General features: G+C 42.2%; 9 protein-coding genes. 2 read left to right on the top strand and 7 right to left on the bottom strand.

From position 1 onward, the window contains the following. Positions 1–3 precede the first annotated feature (3 nt). The 5 genes from U0035_RS06015 to U0035_RS05995 form a co-directional block, all read right to left on the bottom strand. Positions 4–3084, bottom strand: a complete 3081-nt coding sequence (locus U0035_RS06015; protein ID WP_114789122.1) for a SusC/RagA family TonB-linked outer membrane protein — start codon at positions 3082–3084, stop codon at positions 4–6. Between the two features lie 96 nt (positions 3085–3180). Beyond that, positions 3181–4242, bottom strand: coding sequence for a FecR family protein (locus tag U0035_RS06010; RefSeq protein ID WP_114789121.1), 1062 nt, complete (start codon positions 4240–4242; stop codon positions 3181–3183). 118 nt (positions 4243–4360) lie between these two features. Further along, positions 4361–4909, bottom strand: coding sequence for a sigma-70 family RNA polymerase sigma factor (locus tag U0035_RS06005; protein ID WP_114789120.1), 549 nt, complete (start codon positions 4907–4909; stop codon positions 4361–4363). 1134 nt (positions 4910–6043) lie between these two features. Continuing rightward, the gene (locus U0035_RS06000; RefSeq protein ID WP_245957568.1) at positions 6044–8437 is read right to left on the bottom strand and encodes an alpha-L-rhamnosidase-related protein; all 2394 of its coding nucleotides are present in this window, start codon (positions 8435–8437) and stop codon (positions 6044–6046) included. After that, on the bottom strand, positions 8421–10979 hold the full coding sequence (locus tag U0035_RS05995) for a glycoside hydrolase family 38 C-terminal domain-containing protein (protein ID WP_162817740.1): 2559 nt from the start codon (positions 10977–10979) through the stop codon (positions 8421–8423). The genes U0035_RS06000 and U0035_RS05995 overlap by 17 nt, the downstream gene beginning before the upstream one ends. A 101-nt stretch (positions 10980–11080) precedes the next feature. On the opposite strand from U0035_RS05995, the gene U0035_RS05990 reads away from it, so the two are divergent. Beyond that, positions 11081–13804 (top strand): glycoside hydrolase family 2 protein, encoded by a 2724-nt coding sequence (locus U0035_RS05990; RefSeq protein WP_114789118.1) that lies wholly within the window; start codon positions 11081–11083, stop codon positions 13802–13804. A 69-nt stretch (positions 13805–13873) separates the two neighbouring features. Here U0035_RS05990 and U0035_RS05985 read toward each other — a convergent pair whose 3' ends face one another. After that, the gene (locus U0035_RS05985) at positions 13874–14644 is read right to left on the bottom strand and encodes a response regulator transcription factor (protein ID WP_114789117.1); all 771 of its coding nucleotides are present in this window, start codon (positions 14642–14644) and stop codon (positions 13874–13876) included. Continuing rightward, complete coding sequence (locus tag U0035_RS05980) at positions 14641–17775, bottom strand: ligand-binding sensor domain-containing protein (protein WP_162817739.1); 3135 nt, start codon at positions 17773–17775, stop codon at positions 14641–14643. Before U0035_RS05980 ends, U0035_RS05985 begins: the two co-directional genes overlap by 4 nt. A 198-nt stretch (positions 17776–17973) precedes the next feature. On the opposite strand from U0035_RS05980, the gene U0035_RS05975 reads away from it, so the two are divergent. Beyond that, positions 17974–18555, top strand: coding sequence for an RNA polymerase sigma-70 factor (locus tag U0035_RS05975; protein ID WP_114789115.1), 582 nt, complete (start codon positions 17974–17976; stop codon positions 18553–18555). Position 18556 lies beyond the last annotated feature (1 nt).

Here is an 18556-nt window from a genome sequence, read left to right as displayed (position 1 = left end):
CAGTTAAAAGTTAACGTTTAAGCCTATACTGAATGTTCTGGTAGTTGGATACTTATACGGTGAGTCCATACCCGGATCGAGGCCAGAGGTGGGAACCTGCAATACACCGGACTGGGCTGATGAAGTACCATTTCGCAGGCTCACTTCCGGGTCAATACCTTTATAGCCTGTAATGATGAATGTGTTGAGCGTAGCTATATATATTCTTGCTGATTTAATGTATTTGATTTTATCTGTTTTTATACTGTATCCCAGGGTTATGTTGTCAATCTTCCAGAAGTCTCCGTTTTCTATATAATAACTATTGAACTCAACTGGCGACTTCAATACTGCTTTACCATAAACCGGGTCGTAAGCATTCTTTAGCAAATTATATTGTGCCTGTGTGGGATTCTCAAACATCATACGCTGAAGGTTAGCTACCTGAAATTTGAAAGCGCCTCTTTGTGTTATTCCCAGATCCCAGCTTTTATATTGCAGGTTGTTATTCCAGGTGAGATAGTAGCGGGGCAAGCCATTACCGATCACTTTTTTATCTTCAAAGGCATGAGCAAAATCGGCATATTTTACCGGAGTTCCATCCCGTCCTTCATATATCCATTGACCATAATTTGCAGCATCTGCAGGATCATTACCAATATCGACCACCTTATAGCCATAGAAATCGCCAACAGATCCTCCTACTCTTAACAAATGCGAAAAAGTTTGGATGGGAGGGAAAATAGCGCCTACACGCAGGTAGTCGGTTGATGTTCGATACAAGTCATTGGAAAGACTTTTAAGCTTGTTAGAATTCGTGGAGAAGTTAACCATTGAATTCCATTGAAAGTTTTTGCGCATCACCGGGGTAAAATTGACCAGCACTTCCAACCCTTTATTTTCGAGTGTACCTACGTTGGCAAGCGTTCTGTTATATAGATTAGGAGGGCTGGGTACTTCAAACAAATAAAGCAAATTATGTATCTGGCGGTTGTACAAGTCTATACTGCCGGACAACCGGCCCTTTAACATACTAAAATCAAGGCCAATATTTGTTTCCCTTTTTTCTTCCCATTTTAAATCCGGATTAGCATTTTGCGTGGGAATAATTGTTTGCACCCACTTGCCATCAGACAATACAAAACCGCTGTAGCCCAGCAATGCTACACCTCGAAAAAGGTCGGATGGTTGTGAACCGGTAACTCCATACCCCACTCTTAATTTAAGATCATCGAAGACATTCTGATTTTGCATGAACTTTTCGCGGCTGATTCTCCAACCTGCTGAAACTGCAGGAAACACCCCCCATGGATTACGCGTGCCCCATAACTGGCTTGCCTTTTCTCTCCGCAAACTTGCCATCAACAAGTATCTCTGGTCGTAATTATAGGATAGCCTACCAAAAAAACCTACCAAATTGGTTTCCGTTTTGTAATTACGGATCAAGCCAACAAACTCGCCACTGCTGATAGCTCTGCCCAGACCGATATTATGCCAGCTAAAAATATCTGTGGGAAAATCCCAATTTTCCATGTAGTGATTGGTATAATCGTTTTCCTGGTAACTATAACCGGCAAGAGCCGTAAGGTTATGCCGGTTAAACGACTTCGTATACTCGCCTGTCAATTCTGTCAACCGGTCAATAGACTGAGCCCCGCCATCGTTCGCATATCCGTTGCGGCCATCTCTCAGGGTGGAGGCATGCTGCTTGGTTTCTGCATATCCATATTTCTGCATCCATTTTGAGTAAGAAAACAGGGCTGAAAATTTCAATCCTTTTACCGGCAAAAATGAAATGGTACCATTATACCTTGATAATGACTCACTGGTTTCCCCATCTGACTCCATAATATCCGACACAGGACTTTGATAATCGAACTTTGTCAACTCCTGAAACCAGGTACCATCTTCATTTTTTAACGGGGCCGTGGGGTTTTGCATCAAAGCCTGCCGGTAAATATTTGAATTGAAGCCATTCAAACGCCTTGATGAGCTAAAAGCGTTAACGTTCAATTTTAATTTGTTATCAAACATGCTATGATTGATATCAAATCTTCCTGAAAATATTTGATTGAAAGATTTAAGAAACAAACCCTGGGCATTGTCATAGTTTAAACTTGCCAGGTAGTTGGTCACACCGTTACCACCTCTAATAGTAAGATTATGGTCCTGAATCACCGGAGTACGGGTAATTTCTTTCAGCCAGTCTGTAGCTGCGCCCTGATCAATAAGCTCATTCTTACGTTGCCCCGATTCGATCTGCGCGCGCATATCGGCAGCCGTTGACATAGTCAGCTGGCGTGCAATTTTTTGAATCCCCGCGTATGTACTGTACTCTACGGATGTACGGTTATTAGCTCCCGCCCGTTTCGTAGTAATAAATATAACACCATTTGTACCGCGCGTTCCGTAAATAGCGGCTGCGGATCCGTCTTTTAGCACATCAACTGATTCTATATCCTGCGGTGTTATCATTCTCAGATCTCCCGGAACACCATCTATTAATACCAAAGGATTTTGATTAACCCCCATTAAAGTAGACTGGCCTCTCAAAATCAATTGCGTAGAACCGGTTGGATCACCGCTGGGATTTATCACCGTTAAGCCAGCTACTTTACCCTGGATCAGCTGTCCGGCATCTTTTACCGCGCCTTTGATAAAATCTTCAGCCTTAACTGAAGCCACAGAACTGGTAATATCGCCTTTACGCTGGGTACCATAACCAATCACTACCACCTCGTTGAGCGACTGCCCGGTTTCTTTCAGTTTAATTGAGAGTGTAAAGTTAGCGTTAGCTTTAAGCTGGTACCCGGTTAGCTCCTGCGGCTCAAAACCCACGGAAGAAATAGAAAAACTGTACCCCTCGCCGGCAGGTAATTGAGAGAAGCGAAAAATTCCCAGGCTATCTGTTTGGGTTGAAACTGTAAAATCGGCCCTGGCATTTTTAATAACAACGGTGACACCTCTCAGTAAGTCGCCGCCCTCCGACCTAACAACGCCCCGGACATCAGTTCTACCGTCCTGGGCACCGACCAACATCGGGATAAAAAGAAAGATAAATAATGTGCATAAGAAATATGGCCCCAATAACAATTTTGTGTTCATGTGCAGCTTTTCGTTTAAGATGATATAATAAGATACCTGTCACTGTGCGGTACACAATGATTTAACTATTACGAAGTAAATTTTTAAAGGCTTATACTATTTTTTTAGTAGAAAATAAACGCCGTTTTTCTTTGTTAAAATAAAATCGTTCAGCAGTGCTATATCGTTTAGGACATTTTCAATGGAGTCATGTTTATCAATCCGTATGGTAAAGTATTTATCTTCCATATCTGGTGAAGCATATCGTATGTCAACTCCATAATAAACTTCTAATTGTTCAATTACTTTTTTGAGCGGCATTCCGTCAAACTTATACCAATCGGGCTTTACTACTTCGGAAGCCGCATCCCGCTTCTCAACAGCTGTTGTTATTGCAAGGTGGCGAACCTTTTTGCCTACCTGTAAGATTGCAGTCTCCAAGGTTTTATTATAAAGCAGTTGATCCCCCGGCAGCAAAAAGAAGTCCTTTTCCCAACCTGCCTTGAGCATGCGTGATGGTTTCACCACAACGCGTCCTTCATGTAACGCAACCGTGATCAATTCTTTGCCAGCAATTGCTTTTATAGTAAAGGATGTACCCAACGCTGTTGTAACCAATGCATCTGAAAAGACCCGAAAAGGCCTGTTCTTATCTTTTGCCACTTTAAACAATGCTTCTCCTTCCAGGCAAATTACCCTTTCTCCATTTTTATCAAACGGTTGATGATAACTGATACACCCACCAGGCTTCACAATGACTAAAGATCCGTCGTCCAGCAAAATATCCAACGGCGTATTACCGGTATTCTCACGTTGCAGCCACCTGCCAGACATTGCCGCTGATTGCCCGCGCATTGACACTACATTGCTATCATTACGGGTGTTATAAAGTATCGATCCACCAACCAATAGCAGCAACAAAACAGATGCAGCAATACCAGCATTCTTCAGTAAGAGCAAACTCTTTTTCCTGGTAGTACGCCTGCTCACCTTTGAAAACATCTTCTCTGTAAGCCTTGCATCTCTTTCCTTCAGCCCCTCAAGATGTTCCCATTCCTGCTCATCCCAATAACCGTCAAACGCCTCAGGATTGGTCTCAAAATATTTCAATACAGCATCGCGTTCCTCTGGTGTACACTCCTGCCTGAAAAACTTTTTGATTAAATCCTGCGTTATCATTTTAACAGCGTGTCATTTCGGAATAATTACTGGCAATTATTATAAAATGATGATTGAGATGAACAATAATGAATACGTTTGAAATTAAGCAAACACTTAGTGCGGTGGAAAATATTTTTTAAAAAAGGAACAATAGGGCTAGCAGTGCGAAAAATAAATTAGTTAACTGCTTAAGAGCTAAATGAATATGACTTTCAACTGTTCTCACAGATAATGAAAGCATATAGGCGATTTCTTTATGTGATTTGGCTTCAAAACGGCTTAAGTTAAAAATCAGTCTTCTCACCGGTGGCATTTGCTTTACAGCTACATCCAACTTATTCTGCAATTCTTTTTCATGTAATACATCCATTGCATCTCCTGGCTTGACGCCAGATTTCTGCTTTGCCAAATGCCGCAGCCGGACAGATTCCTTTCTTAAAAGATCGATACAGGTGGTTTTAGCTATGCGAAATATTTGCCCCGATAACGGAAGCTGTTCCTGTAAGCTATCTCTGTGTTCCCACAACTTTATAAAAGTAAGTTGGGTAGCTTCCTCTGCTATATAAGGAGAATTAGTTTTAGATAAAATGTAGGAGTACACCCTGAAGTTATAATCGCGAAAAAGTTCACCGAATACTACTTCATCGCTTGCTTTTAATGCATCAATCGTATTAATATGCGTCATCAGTATTTGGAATTGGCGACAAATTATTATAAGCAATCTAATCTGCTCACGATGCACTTTATAATGTAAATGCAATGAGCAAGGAACTCCCTAAAATTAACCTAAAAAATTATTTTTTGTCCTTTTTACAATTATTTTTTTTTGAGGCGGTCCCTTCATTAGCTTCAATACGTATTTTTTATTGTTCAAGCACAGCGGGGTAGCTACCGCATAAGATGCTCAACGCACTTTCCTGAACCGTAATGTTTTGTCTTGTAAAGTGGTAGAATCAGCTCGGCAGTCTTTTTTGTGCTTCTGCCTGTTCTACAGCAAGCGAATTGATTTGCCCCGCATTAAATTGCAGTCGCAACATGGTCAAAGTGCTATCGCTAAGCGCAATTTTTGACGGGCAATATTGAGTTGCTCAGCCAAACTAATGAGGTTATAGTAGGCTGAGCAACTTGTACAATAATGCGGGTCTTTAGCGCTTCCAGGTTTTCAAGTTGCGCAAAGTATTCCGCACTGGCGCCTTCGTGCTGCACTTGAAAAAGGAGCATAGTACTCCGTTCCCTTAAAGATTGCGATACGTTTGACACATTTTGTCATGTAATATTTGATCCCCAATTGGGTTTAGGTGCCGCCTTTGCCATAATGATAGGCGAAGTGTATAACTGATTTTGTCCCGTTTGGGGCACGATAGAATATTTAAAGATCAAAGATTTCTTTGGATGTCTGATACCCGTGCGATGACATACAGCCGGCTATTATCTCTGCGTAAAGATTTTGTATCTTATTTGGATAACATATACGGGCTGAAACATGTCCCATTCACCAGTTATTTGTACGCTAAGCCAAAAAATAGCTTTAGAGCAGCAACATAATAAGGAGCCCTCGCAAGTATCAAAGTCAAGCAAGCAGAATTAATAATTGAAAAAACAAGCAACAGGTGCACGCTATATACCTACTCATGAGTTTAAAGAAAACATTCTGGCGTATGATGACGGGTATGTAAAAATCATAAACGAAAAGATAACCGCCACCTCACGGGCCTTTAAGAATTTTAACCGGATGAACGTTCTTTAGGTTTACACTGATAAGATATCAAAAGCTGCCCGGTCCCTGCTATTCGCTATATAACAAAATCTATCGGGCTGATTACTTAATCAGTCTTAAATGGGTGGTTTCTTTTGTGAGCGGATAGCTTTTTCCGCCCCACACGAACCGGCCTTTGATGCCAGGTGGAATGGTAACCGCTATAGTCCATTGTTTGCTCTTTAACTGATAGGAAGCTTTTATCTTTCCAGCAGGATGCGGGATTTCGCCACTAACATTGGTAAGGTTGCCCAGGTGAGGCACTATTTTAATTTTTTGAAATCCCGGCGCGTCACTGTCGATGCCCAGGACGGTTCTGAAGAACTCAATATTGGGGCTACTTCCCCAGGCATGGCAGTCAGACCGGGAAGTGTATAGGTCGGAGATCTCAGCCCAGGTAGTGAGGCCCATTTTTATGTTGTCGCGCCAAACGTCGAGCCAGTCCAGATATCCATTTCCTTTACCTGATTTTACCAAAGCCATGTGCAGATAATATTTGAAGTAAATCGTGCATTGGGTAAGTGCGGTGTTACTGAGTAGTTGACGGGATATGTTTTCGTAGTCTTTTTCATTTGCTGTACCGGTAAGAATGGCCAGGGTATTTGCATGTTGCGAAAATCTTGTTTTGTCCGGGGTGTCTGCAAATAGCATTTTAGTGGCGTCCCAGTATTTAGTTTTAATAGTTGCTTTTAGCTGTTCCGCTTTTTGGCGGTAGAAGCTGGCATAGTAGGAAACCCCCAGTTGTTGTTCCATTTCCATCGCCCACTGATAAGCCCAAAGAAGCTGCAGGTCGATAATAGAAGAGCTGCCGTCTTTTCCTTTTGGGGGAGCGCCCACAAACCAGTCTGCGCCGTTGGCCCAATCTACAAAAGTCCAGTAGGGTGTATGCTGCAACGAGCCGTCCGCATTCTGGTAATTTTCAAAAAAATGTAATATGGCTCTTACCCCCATCAGTTTTTGCTGAACAAACTTTGGATCATTGCGATAATACCAGAAATCGTGTAACATACCGATATACCACAGTGAGAAAGTGGAGATGATTTGGGTGCCATGTGTTGGATATCTGCTTTGGGTAATGCCTTCCGGCAACCGCGAATTATCGATAAGGTTTAAGGCGTGCTTTGCCAGCCGGTCGTCTCCGCTATAGTAGTACGATATCATCGCCTGTATCCTGGTGTCGCCTATGTATTGCAGTTGTTCGTAATAAGGGCAATCGGTATAAGTGTCGTAGGCATTTAAACGGCAGGTTCGCCATCCAATGTCCAGTATTTGCTGTAATGTATCGCTATTACTGACAAACCTTGCATTTTGCTTAAAGGGGTAAGCCGTGTATAAGCCATAAATATCATTGATTACAAGGGGATCGTCACCGGTTTTAATTAATAGCCTGATATATCGGTAGGTTCTGAAATTAAACGGTGTGAATATTTGCCCGCTATTGCCATTCGAAATAATACTGTCCTTTCGTCCGGAGAAGTCCTTCCCATCTATTTCATTCCTGTTGCTTTTGCGCATACCGAACTTATCGATATCATCAAATAACGATTCAGCATAGCTGATGGAGATACCCGCATTTTTTCCACCGCTAAATTGTAAGGTCAGGAATGCATTCGTAAGGTAAGACTGGTCGAGCAATAAAACGGCTGTCGTATTGGCTGGAACTACCTGGTCTGATTTTATAGATGGAAAGTTACTGGAAGTTTTCATGCCCTCAACGCTTCTAAGCAAAGCGATCCTTTCATGGTGCCTTTCTCTGGCTGGAATAATTGAAGCAGTCAGGCTCCACGCAAATCCGTCGGACATGCCTTTTAATTTGCCATCAAAAAGCACTGCGGCTGCCGGCCATCTACGATCATCCAGCCCGGTGGTTTCCCATCCTGCAATCGTTTTATTCATATCTACCAACTGACCTTTGCTTGCAGCGAAATAAAAGCCGGGAATAGGCTTGAATGCATCGTCCCTGATGCATTTCCAGCTTTCATTGGTGTTTAGAATATCTTCTTTGGTGCTGTTGCCCTGTAGTATAAAAGCCGTGCGCAATGTTATTTGGGCTTCCGGACGGTATTGTGCTTCGTTGTACACCAATGCGGCCACCTGGTTGTCGCCTGCTTTAAGATAGGGGGATAAATCTACCGTTTCGTAATACCAGTTATTTAAATTGCCCCTGGCCGGTCCCACAGATACGAGCGAATCGTTTACATATAGTTTATACTGGTTATCTGCTGACAGATTTACAATAAATGATGTGGGTTTTGCCTGCAGGTTTATTTTTTTACGAAAATAGTAAGCTCCATATTGCAGGCCCTCGTCGGCGCTGCATGCGATCCATTTCGCATTCCACTCAAATCGCTCAGGTGGGGTGGAAGAATAGCTATTGTTAGACGAAAAAAATAAAATGAGGGTTGTTGCCAAAATGTATTTGCACATCATTGTAATAGCTTTAAAAGGGTTTTGCATGCGTCATCTTTATTGTTTTAAAACCAAACAGGGGAATATCACAATTAAAGCTGATCCGTTTGCCGGAATCGGGCTGTATTGATTTTACGATCCTGTCATCCAGCTCAACAAAATGCAGTTTGTCTGCGCTGATGTTAAAAGATACCTTATGATGGATACCCGTTGATCCTGTGTTCATCACCCTGATATACAAGTCGTCGTTTTTATAATACATAGCACTTATTTCCAGGCCTGGATCCATACGGTGGACAAAGGGGTCTGAAGGTTTCGAGGGGGCATTTTTGCTGGTAATTAATGGCTCATTCCATAGCAGTGTTTCTGTATTGAGGTTAGCCTTCTGCCAGTCGCCGGAATGTGGGATCAAAGCATACCGTATACTGGTTGTATGCGGCGTAGTGTAATTTCGGCCCCATAGGCCAACACCGGCATATTGCACGGTAAGTGATAAGGGAAAATGGGCGCCATGCGAATAACTGGTTACATGATCAGACAATAATGCGATGCCATATTTTTTTTCAGCGTCAGTGATATCTACCCAATTGAACAGAACATTGTTCTTTATTTTGTCCCACCTGTTGTAAAAGGTGTTGTCCAGCTCACTTTCAGTCACGTCCAGCGGCGCATCTTTGTAAACTCGTTGGTTGTGCAAGTTGAAAGGGAAGCGTACCAGCAGTTTGCTGGTATCGTTATAGAATGCTTTGCGATAGTCTTCGGCCTTGTAGCCTCCGCCCTGCTTAAAGCCATCGCCAATTCCTGTTTCTTTTTCATAGTCGATACAAAGATTAAGGTCGATTCTTTTTTCGCCATTTTGAAGCTGCAGCGTCTGGCTGTACCGGTTATTATTGATCTTTCCTTCGATCAATAATTTAATTTGCAGGGGACCGTTTTGGAGGATAGTTATTTTCGGGCACTCCTCGAAACTATAACTGAACTTATTGTTTTTGTAAAAAAAACCGCGAAGGGTATTGAAATTATCTTCACCCGGTGCTATAAAGTTTTTGTTATTGAGCGCTTTGGCTGTAAGCTGCCTGATATTACCACGTTTTGAATCTACAATCAGCTCGTATAAATCCGTTTTTAAAATGTAATCACCATCTTTATCGCGGGCAATGGATGCGTCACCGGCCGTATTTGTTTTTGTGCCGGGCACCAGGGTGTAGATACTGCTTCCCAATGCAGGTACTTTTGCTTTAAAGAGCAGTATATTCCCAGGGTTCTGATACTTTATCACCTGGCTGGGGATTTTCTTACCTTCGTACTCAACGGTAACAAACTGTTCTGTTGAGGGAGACATTTTAAATGAAACCACTTCGTCCCTGCTAACTGAAGTGGGATTATAAACTGTTATTGTTTGATGGCTTCCGGAAGAGGAGACCGGTGCTAAGCGCCTTAAAGATTGTTGTGTAAGGCTATCCGAGATCTGGTCGGCTTTTGTTGTCCAATCTGCTACATTTTCAGCCCAGGTCTTTTTGTTCAATTTGTTGTACGGAACAATCCAGCAGTCATGGTGTTGAGCCAATAAAATATTTTTCCATGCGCTGTCCAGTAATGCTTTAGGATAGGGAGTTCCGCGGTAAAAGCGGGCAAGGGCAGCAGTTTTCTCGGCTATTTTTATTTTATTTTCAGCAACGCGTACCTGCTGTGCTATGCGTTGAAGAATTTGAGCACCCCAAACCAGGCTCACTTTTATATCTTCCTGGCTAAGCCGCCAATTCTCAATATTTGTTGCGCTGTTCAAAAGGTTAAAGTAACTACGCCAGGTTGTATATGCGGTCGCGGCCGATTTCTGATGATTCAGCCAGGGGCCATTCTTCCAGCCGGCATCCTGAAGACACATGCCAACGGGATACTCTATGCCCTGCTGACGCGCCGAATTAAGATATTGTTCGGAGTGATTCCAGGCTATAGTTTGCCATGTGGATCCATCTACCAGAGATTCCGAGCTATACCTGGGTACTGTTTTCACGGATGATCCATCAGGGCCCACCCAATTCAATAGTTGACCGCCATAAGCCCTAACGTAGCCGCCCCAGCAGGTGTTAGGGTTTTTTAATGAAGCGTTGCTGATGCCCAGCGACTGCAATATTTGAGGCAGGGCCGACGTAAAGCAGGGTTCCTCAGAAGAATAAGTGGTAAAGCGTATGAGTGGAAAATGTTGTTTTAATTTTTCCATCCCATATTGAAATTGCCGGATAGTGCTTTCAACGGAGCTGTTAAACAAATAGCTTTGGGCGTAAGTTGGGTTTACATATTCTGCTACAGCTTCATGCGTCGAATCATTGATCAGGGTTTTGAGACGCTGATAATTTACCGGGTCTTTTAGCGCTACCAGGTCCCAGGTGTCCGGCTCTATTTCTAAATTTAGTTTCCAGTCCTTACGCTGCTCCATATGATCTGCGATAAAGCGGGTTACCCATAAAGGATAATGGCCATACATGCCGCCATGGTACCCATCCACGAAATAATTAGTGGTAGCATTATGGGGTTGCGCTTTCGCGCAGCAGCTAATACAAATGATCACACACGACAAAAAAAGTCTCACACAAAATAATTTGAATACAAATTGCTAAAATCTCCCTCTAAAGTAACTTTTTGCAATGTTTTCCTCCATATGTATTGAGGTAAAGTTTTTAAAAAGGTACTATGATCCAAAACCTAAAAATGATGCTAAGAGTTTTGTTGGCGATGGTGCTGTTGGCGGTATCCCAACACACATGGGCGCAGGAAAAAATATCATTGAATAGCGATAACAAGGTTGCCTGGCAAATTAAACCGCTTTCGGAAGTAGGTATTGACGGGCAAAAAATATCAACGCCCGGGGCCTCATTCCGAAATTATATAGCCGGCGTGGTTCCAGGTACTGTCTTTACTGCTTATGTCAATGCCGGTCATGTGTCCAATCCTGATTACAGTGATAATATTTACCAGGTTGATGAATCTCTTTTTAACCGGCCTTTCTGGTACCGGGCAGAATTTAAATTACCGGCCTCTTATCACCAGGGGCAGCGTGTTTGGCTTCATTTTGATAATACCAATCGATATGCAGACTTTTATTGCAACGGTGTCAAGCTGTCCGGTACCGCACACTCCACAAAAGATGTAAGCGGGCACATGCTTCGGACAAAATATGACATAACCGGAATTGTGAATCAGGAGGGTATCAATGCCGTAGCTGTTTTGATCACGGATGCCGATCAAAAAAAGACCAGGACCGCAAAAGAGGGTTTTGGTGTAACGGCAAGTCCTACTTATCTCGCTGCTGCCGGATGGGATTGGATGCCCTATGTGCCCGGCAGGCTGGCCGGTATTACCGGAAATGCATATCTTGAGATTACCGGCGATGTGGTGATGGAGGATCCCTGGGTGAGGTCGCAGTTAGAGTCAGATGAATATGCTTACCTGTTCCTGTCATCGGCTATAAGAAACACCGCCATGACCGAAAAAGAAGTAACCGTTTCCGGTACTGTTAATCCCGGCAACATAACTTTTTCTAAAAAGATAAGAGTGCCCGCCCAATCGGTGTCCACGATCCGGTTTAATAAGGCAGATTTTGAACAACTGATTGTGCATCATCCGAAATTATGGTGGCCTAATGGTTATGGCGATCCCAATTTATATACCTGCACACTCACCTGCAGCGCGGATAATGTTGTGTCTGATACCAGGGAAATTACGTTTGGCATCAGGAAATATGAGTACCAGTTTGTAAAAAATAAAAAAGGATGGCCGGTGATGAATTTCCTGGTTAATGGCCGTAAAATCTATTTGAAAGGCGGTAACTGGGGTATGAGCGAATATTTATTGCGGTGTCACGGAAAGGAATATGAGACTAAAATAAAGCTGCATAAAGACATGAACTATAATATCATCAGGACATGGACTGGTTGCGTAACTGATGATGAATTTTATGAGTATTGCGACAAGTATGGAATCATGGTGTGGGAGGACTTCTGGCTGTATGTAGCTTATAATGATGTAGCCAGCGATGGCGATTTTATTGCGAATGCGGTGGATAAAGTAAGGCGCTTGCGCAATCATCCAAGTATTGCCCTGTGGTGCGGCGCCAACGAAACGCATCCCAAGCCCGCTCTGGACGACAGGCTTAGGGCTATTGTAGCACAGGAAGATCATAATGACAGGATGTATAAGTCAAGTTCCAACCAGGACGGGTTGTCTGGTAGCGGTTGGTGGGGCAACCAGCCGCCTCGCCATCATTTCGAAACCTCGGGCAGTAACCTTGCATGGAATAAACCAGCCTATCCTTATGGTACCGACCATGGATATGGTATGCGTTCCGAAATAGGAATGGCGACCTTTCCGAATTTTGAAAGTGTAAAGCAATTTATTCCCGCAAATCAGTGGTGGCCGTTACCCTCGGATGAAGCCTTGAAAAATGCCGACTCAACGGTTTGGAACCGGCATTTTTTTGGAAAAGAGGCATCCAATGCTAACCCCGTAAAATATAAGGCATCGGTTGATACGCAGTTTGGTGTCTCCCAAAGCCTGGAAGCGTTTTGTGAAAAGGCCCAGTACCTTAATATTGAAGTGATGAAAGGTATGTATGAAGCCTGGAACGATAAAATGTGGAATGATGCTGCCGGGCTGATTATATGGATGAGCCAGTCTGCATACCCTTCTTTTGTATGGCAGACTTACGACTATTATTACGATGCAACAGGAGCTTACTGGGGCGCCAAAAAAGCCTGTGAACCCGTGCATATTCAATGGAATGCTGCCAATAACGCGGTAAAAGTGATCAATAGTACGTTATCAGAAATAAAGGATCTTACCGCTACTGCTACTATTTATAATATACATGGCAAAGCTTTACCCGGCTATGCCAGTGTGGCAAATGTGAATATAGCCGCGGGTAATATCAAAGAGGCATTTACATTGAATTTGGATAATGCACGCATTGGCAGTAATAGCCTGGATCGCCTTTCCCCACTGCATTTTATTAAATTGGAATTGAAGGATCGAAAGGGCAATGTACTGGCTGATAACTTTTATTGGCGTAATGGATTAAAAGAACTTGATTATACAGCGCTAAATGATTTACCGTCAGCAAATATGTCATTGGAAATAAAGGAGAGACGGGCGGCTGCTGATAGCGGACGGCTGACTGTGATGATCACTAATCATTCAAAAACAATTGCTTTCGGAAACCGGATCAGGCTGGTGGACAGGAAAACAAAAGCCCGGATTCTACCTGTTATAATGTCTGATAATTATTTTACGTTAATGCCGGGGGAGAGAAAACAGGTGACTATTGAAGCAACTGCGGGCCAGCTGGCAAATGGAGCCGACGTTTTGCTCAAACAATATGGCTATAAGGAACAAAAAAAGCTTTCTGTTTCTTTTAAATAAAAAAGTATTCGAGAATAGACGAGAGAAAAGACAATAGTAACAGCGCGCAGGCAACACCGTCCGGTTTAATTACCTTTTACCTTTTAAATGTTCGTGTATATATTCTGAAGGTATCATGCCGAACTGTTTTTCAAAGTTTTTACTGAAGATTTTGGGCGAGTTATAGCCTACCAGGTCCGACGCTTCGTTGATGTTAAATCCTTCACCCATTAAAGCAGCGGCTTTTTTCAACCTTGTTACATTAATCAGGTCGTTCGGTGTAAGATTTGAAATGGCATTTATTTTCCGGTAGAATGTAGTACGGCTCATATTCATATAGCGGGCCAGCCGGTCTACGTCCAGTTCCTGTTCCTGCAAATGTTCTTCAATAATTTGATTTACAGTTTCAAGAAAACGTTCATCGGCTTTCGTGTATGCAATGGTCTTCAGGTGTGCCGCGGGAGAGTTGGCAAAGTAGTTTTTAATTTTGTTCCGGTTGGCCAGCAGGCTGGCTATCTGCATTTTAAGATGCTTGGGAGAAAAAGGCTTTTCTATATATACATCTGCTCCCAGTTCCAATCCCTGAAGCCTCGCCTGCAGTGTATTTTTAGCCGTAAGCAATATACAGGGCAGGTGACTCAGTTCCAGGTCAGATTTTATGATGCGGCAAAATTCGAATCCATCCATAACCGGCATCATTACATCACTTACGATTAGATCAATGAGTTCGGTTCTAAGTATATCAAGGGCTTCTTTACCGTTGGTTGTTTTCTTTATCTCGTATTGGTCAATAAGATTAGCTTCTATAAATTCCAATATTTCCTTATTGTCTTCAACTAAAAGTATAACAGGTTTCATCATTTAAAAGCGGTTTCGTTTTTAGGATCAACAGGTAGTTTGAGCACAAATACATTAGCATCCTTTATATCAGTATTGAGTGTAAGGTGACCGTTGTGCATCTCTGCCAGGGTGCGGCTTAGGGCAAGTCCGATACCCGTTCCTGATTGGTTAGCGGTTTCTTTAATACGGTAGAAGCTTTCAAATATTTTTTCTTTTTCTTCCGGCGGTATAATGAAACCATCATTCTGGATGGTTGTAATATAGCTGTTGCTGTCTACGACGAGTTGTAAAGTGATATGAACTTTTCCTGAAGCATATTTTATGGCATTGTCAAAAAGATTGCTGAATATTTTGATAAGCGCCTCTTCGTCGGCGTACGCAAAAATTTCATCGTTTATATCCATCGTGAATTGTAGATCGTTGCTTTCTGCAATAGGCTTAAAGCGGTTGAATAGGTTTTGAATGACTTCGGAAATATTGATACATTCAAAGGTAAGATGAAAGCCGTTTTGCTCTATTTTTCTGAAGTCCAGGATCTGGTTAGCGAGATGCATCAACCTGTCCGTATTGCGGCTCATCAGATCCAGGTTTTTTATTATAAGAGGCGAATTCTCTACTTCATCCATAATATTTTCCATGGGGCCTTTTATGAGGGTTAATGGTGTTTTTATTTCATGTGCAACGTTGGTAAAGAAGTCTATTTTATCCTCATAATGCTCTTTTTCTTTTTCGAACGCCATTTTTTCAAGCCTGCGTTGATGACGCTCCCGTGACCTGTTTACAAAAAACATAATAAGTAAATAAGTTAGCAATAACGTTAGCGTGATATAAATAACGTAGGCTTGCCAGGTTAACCATAGCGGTGGTACAATCTCGATATTTAATCGGGCTGCACCTGATTCGTCGGCGTTATTGTCGTTTTTAACAATAAAGCTGTATTTGCCGGGTGGCAGTTCTGTAAAATAGACTTTTCTGTTGCTGGGCAGGTGATTCCAGGTCTTGTCTAAACCCTCCATCTTGTAAGCATACTTCAATGTAATAGGAGCGCTATAGTCGGGAGCGGCAAAATCTATGCTGAAGGAAGATTGGTTGTAAGGTAGTTTGATATCGGATGTAAATAAAATAGATTGTTTCAAAGGTGAAGCCGCGTCTCCAATGTTGAGTTCCTTATTGTATACCTGGAAACCGGTGATGTAAACGGGCGATTGAAGCCGGGGATCGCTTATCGAATCGGGGTGAAAGCTGATCATCCCTTTTACACTTCCGAAGTAAATGTTTCCATTTTTATTTTTGTAGGCCGACCGGTAGTTGAACTGGTCGGTGAGTAGCCCGTCTGATTTTGAAAATGTTTGTACACGGCCGCTGGATGGGTTGAACTTCACCAGCCCTCTGGAAGTGCTGATCCAGAAATTTTTCTTTTCATCTTCAATAATAGTATATATTACATTAGCAGGTAGCTGATGCCGGGTTGTATATATTTTTAAAGTATTCGTCCCGGGATCCAGCTGGCACAGTCCGCCTTCTGTAGCGAGCCATATCGTTTTATTTTCCTCGCAATGAATATAATTGATAATATTACTGGCAACACTCTTATTATGGCCAACAGAAAATGAATAATGATACGATTTTTGAGTCGCAGGATTATATTTATACACGCCATTTCCATAGGTTCCGGCCCATATATTACCGTCTTTATCCTCGGCTAAAGCTCTAAAAAATGTCTGAGGCAGTGCATTAACCGGTACAAAGTTATTACGGGATTTGGAAAAAATATAGAGCCCTTTATCAGTGCCGGCGATAATTTGGCCGGTGGATGTTTTTAAAAGCGCATCTGAAAAATTGCTGCCAATATTGGAGTTGACGGTATTATAATTTTTAATACGATGGCCATCAAGACTTAAAAGATCAAGGCCATGCAGGAATGTGCCCGCCCAGATAGAATCTCCGTTAACAAGCAGACATTGAATATTTGAGTAGCTAACGCTTCCGCTTTTTAAGGCAGGATTAAAATTTGTAAACCGGCCTGTGGCCGGGTCGAAGCGGTTAAGGCCCGCATCCTCCGTCGCAATCCAAAGCATCCCGTTTTTGTCGCCGCGTATTTCACCCACCGCATACCCGCTGATGGACGTTTCACTTTTTTTAGGGAAATATTTTTTAAAGTTCATCTGTTTAGAAGAGTAGTAGTTTACTCCTCCAAAATAAGTGCTTGCCCAGATGCCACCCTGTTTGTCTTTATAAAGAGACTGGACGATATTATTGGATAACGAGTAGGGGTCTTCAAATTTTTTGCTGATATAATTATATCCATTGGTTTTAAGATCGACGATATAGATACCAGACTGCGTTGCAATCCAGTATTGTTGATCACCTGTTGGTAAGATATCCATTACGGTAATATCTGTTTTGTCAGCGTTATAGGTGATCAGGTTGCTATAATCTTTTCTGCCAATATCAAGCATTTTTAAGCCTTCGTTCGAAGTCCCTACCAGAATTTTTCCCCCTCCTGCATCACAAATGGACTGTATCCTTTTCGATACGGGATTGTTAGATTTTGAGAAGACATTGTATGTATTGTCGAATTTGTCACTTGACGGATTATACCTGGCCACCATACCCGCTGACGTTGCAATCCAAACACTGTTGTCTTCAAAAATGGAAAACGCGGTAGCCTCTTTCGGATAAGGGTGATCTTTGACCTGATTGGTTTTTGTATTGTAGCTGTAAAGAACATACAATGTGATGTAGTAAACCATATGGCCCTTTACCTTGATAGCTTGAATAGCGCCATTGCCGGCGCTGGGAAATTGGGTGAATTTTTCTGTAAGCTCATCAAATATATAAAGCCCTTTTTCCGTGCCGACCCATATCTTTTTGTTGTCAGCCTCTGAAAGGCAAATAATTGCATTACTACCGATTGTATGAGGATTAGCCGGGTCGTTTCTAAATACTTTATACGATAATCCATCGAATCGATTCAATCCGTCGCGCGTGCCAAACCACATAAATCCCAGCTTATCCTGCATCATGCATAAAACAGCATTATTCGACAGCCCGTCATCTACCTGGTGGTGGGTGAAGTAAAAGGGCTGGGAAATCCCGGTGTAGACCTGGCTTAGAAGAACAATTAATATGATCAGTACTCTTCCTTTCATTCTCGGCAATTGCACAAGCGTATAAAACAACAAAATAATTGATTTCAACGAAAATTTTGAATCTGCAGGATGATTTGTTCCGGGCTGGTACAAATAAGGAGATAAATGAAACAAAAATGCCCCGGTTTCATTTTTAAGTTCGGCAATATTGCAAAGCCTTTTATAAAATGATTGTTGAATAACTTAAAAACGATTGCCATGATTAAAGTAGCAAACTACCATAGCAGCCTGCAGGATGAAGAACTTTTCCATTTGTTTCAAAATGGCGAGAACCGGGCCTTTGATGAAATTTACAAGCGTTACAAAGACCTGCTGACCTCAGCAGCGGAGCGAATACTTATGTCCAGGCAAATGGCGGAAGATATTGTACAGGAAATATTTCTCAGCCTGTTCAACCGCAGGTTAAAAATTGAGATCCAGGTATCTCTAAAGGCTTATCTCATGAAATCTATGAAATTTAAAATTTTAAATGAATTTCGATCCTCCGGAGTACGAAAGGCCTATAATAAGCACGTAGATATGCACCGGGGTTTTTTACTTTCTTACAACACAGGTCACGACTGTGAACTAAAAGACCTTACCTCGAATATTGAACTGACCATCAATATGCTTCCCGAAAAATGCCGTACAGCTTTTTTGTTGAGTCGCAGTGAGGATCTTTCGTATAAGGATATCTCGGGTTGTATGGGCATTTCTATCAGCACCGTTGAAAAGCATATCAGCAAAGCTTTACGTCTTTTAAAAAATAATCTGGCGGTTTCTGAATTTTCAATTAATTAAA

The sequence above is a fragment of the Niabella yanshanensis genome, assembly GCF_034424215.1.
GTDB classification, from domain to species: domain Bacteria; phylum Bacteroidota; class Bacteroidia; order Chitinophagales; family Chitinophagaceae; genus Niabella; species Niabella yanshanensis.
This window is presented reverse-complemented; position numbering and strand designations above follow the sequence as displayed.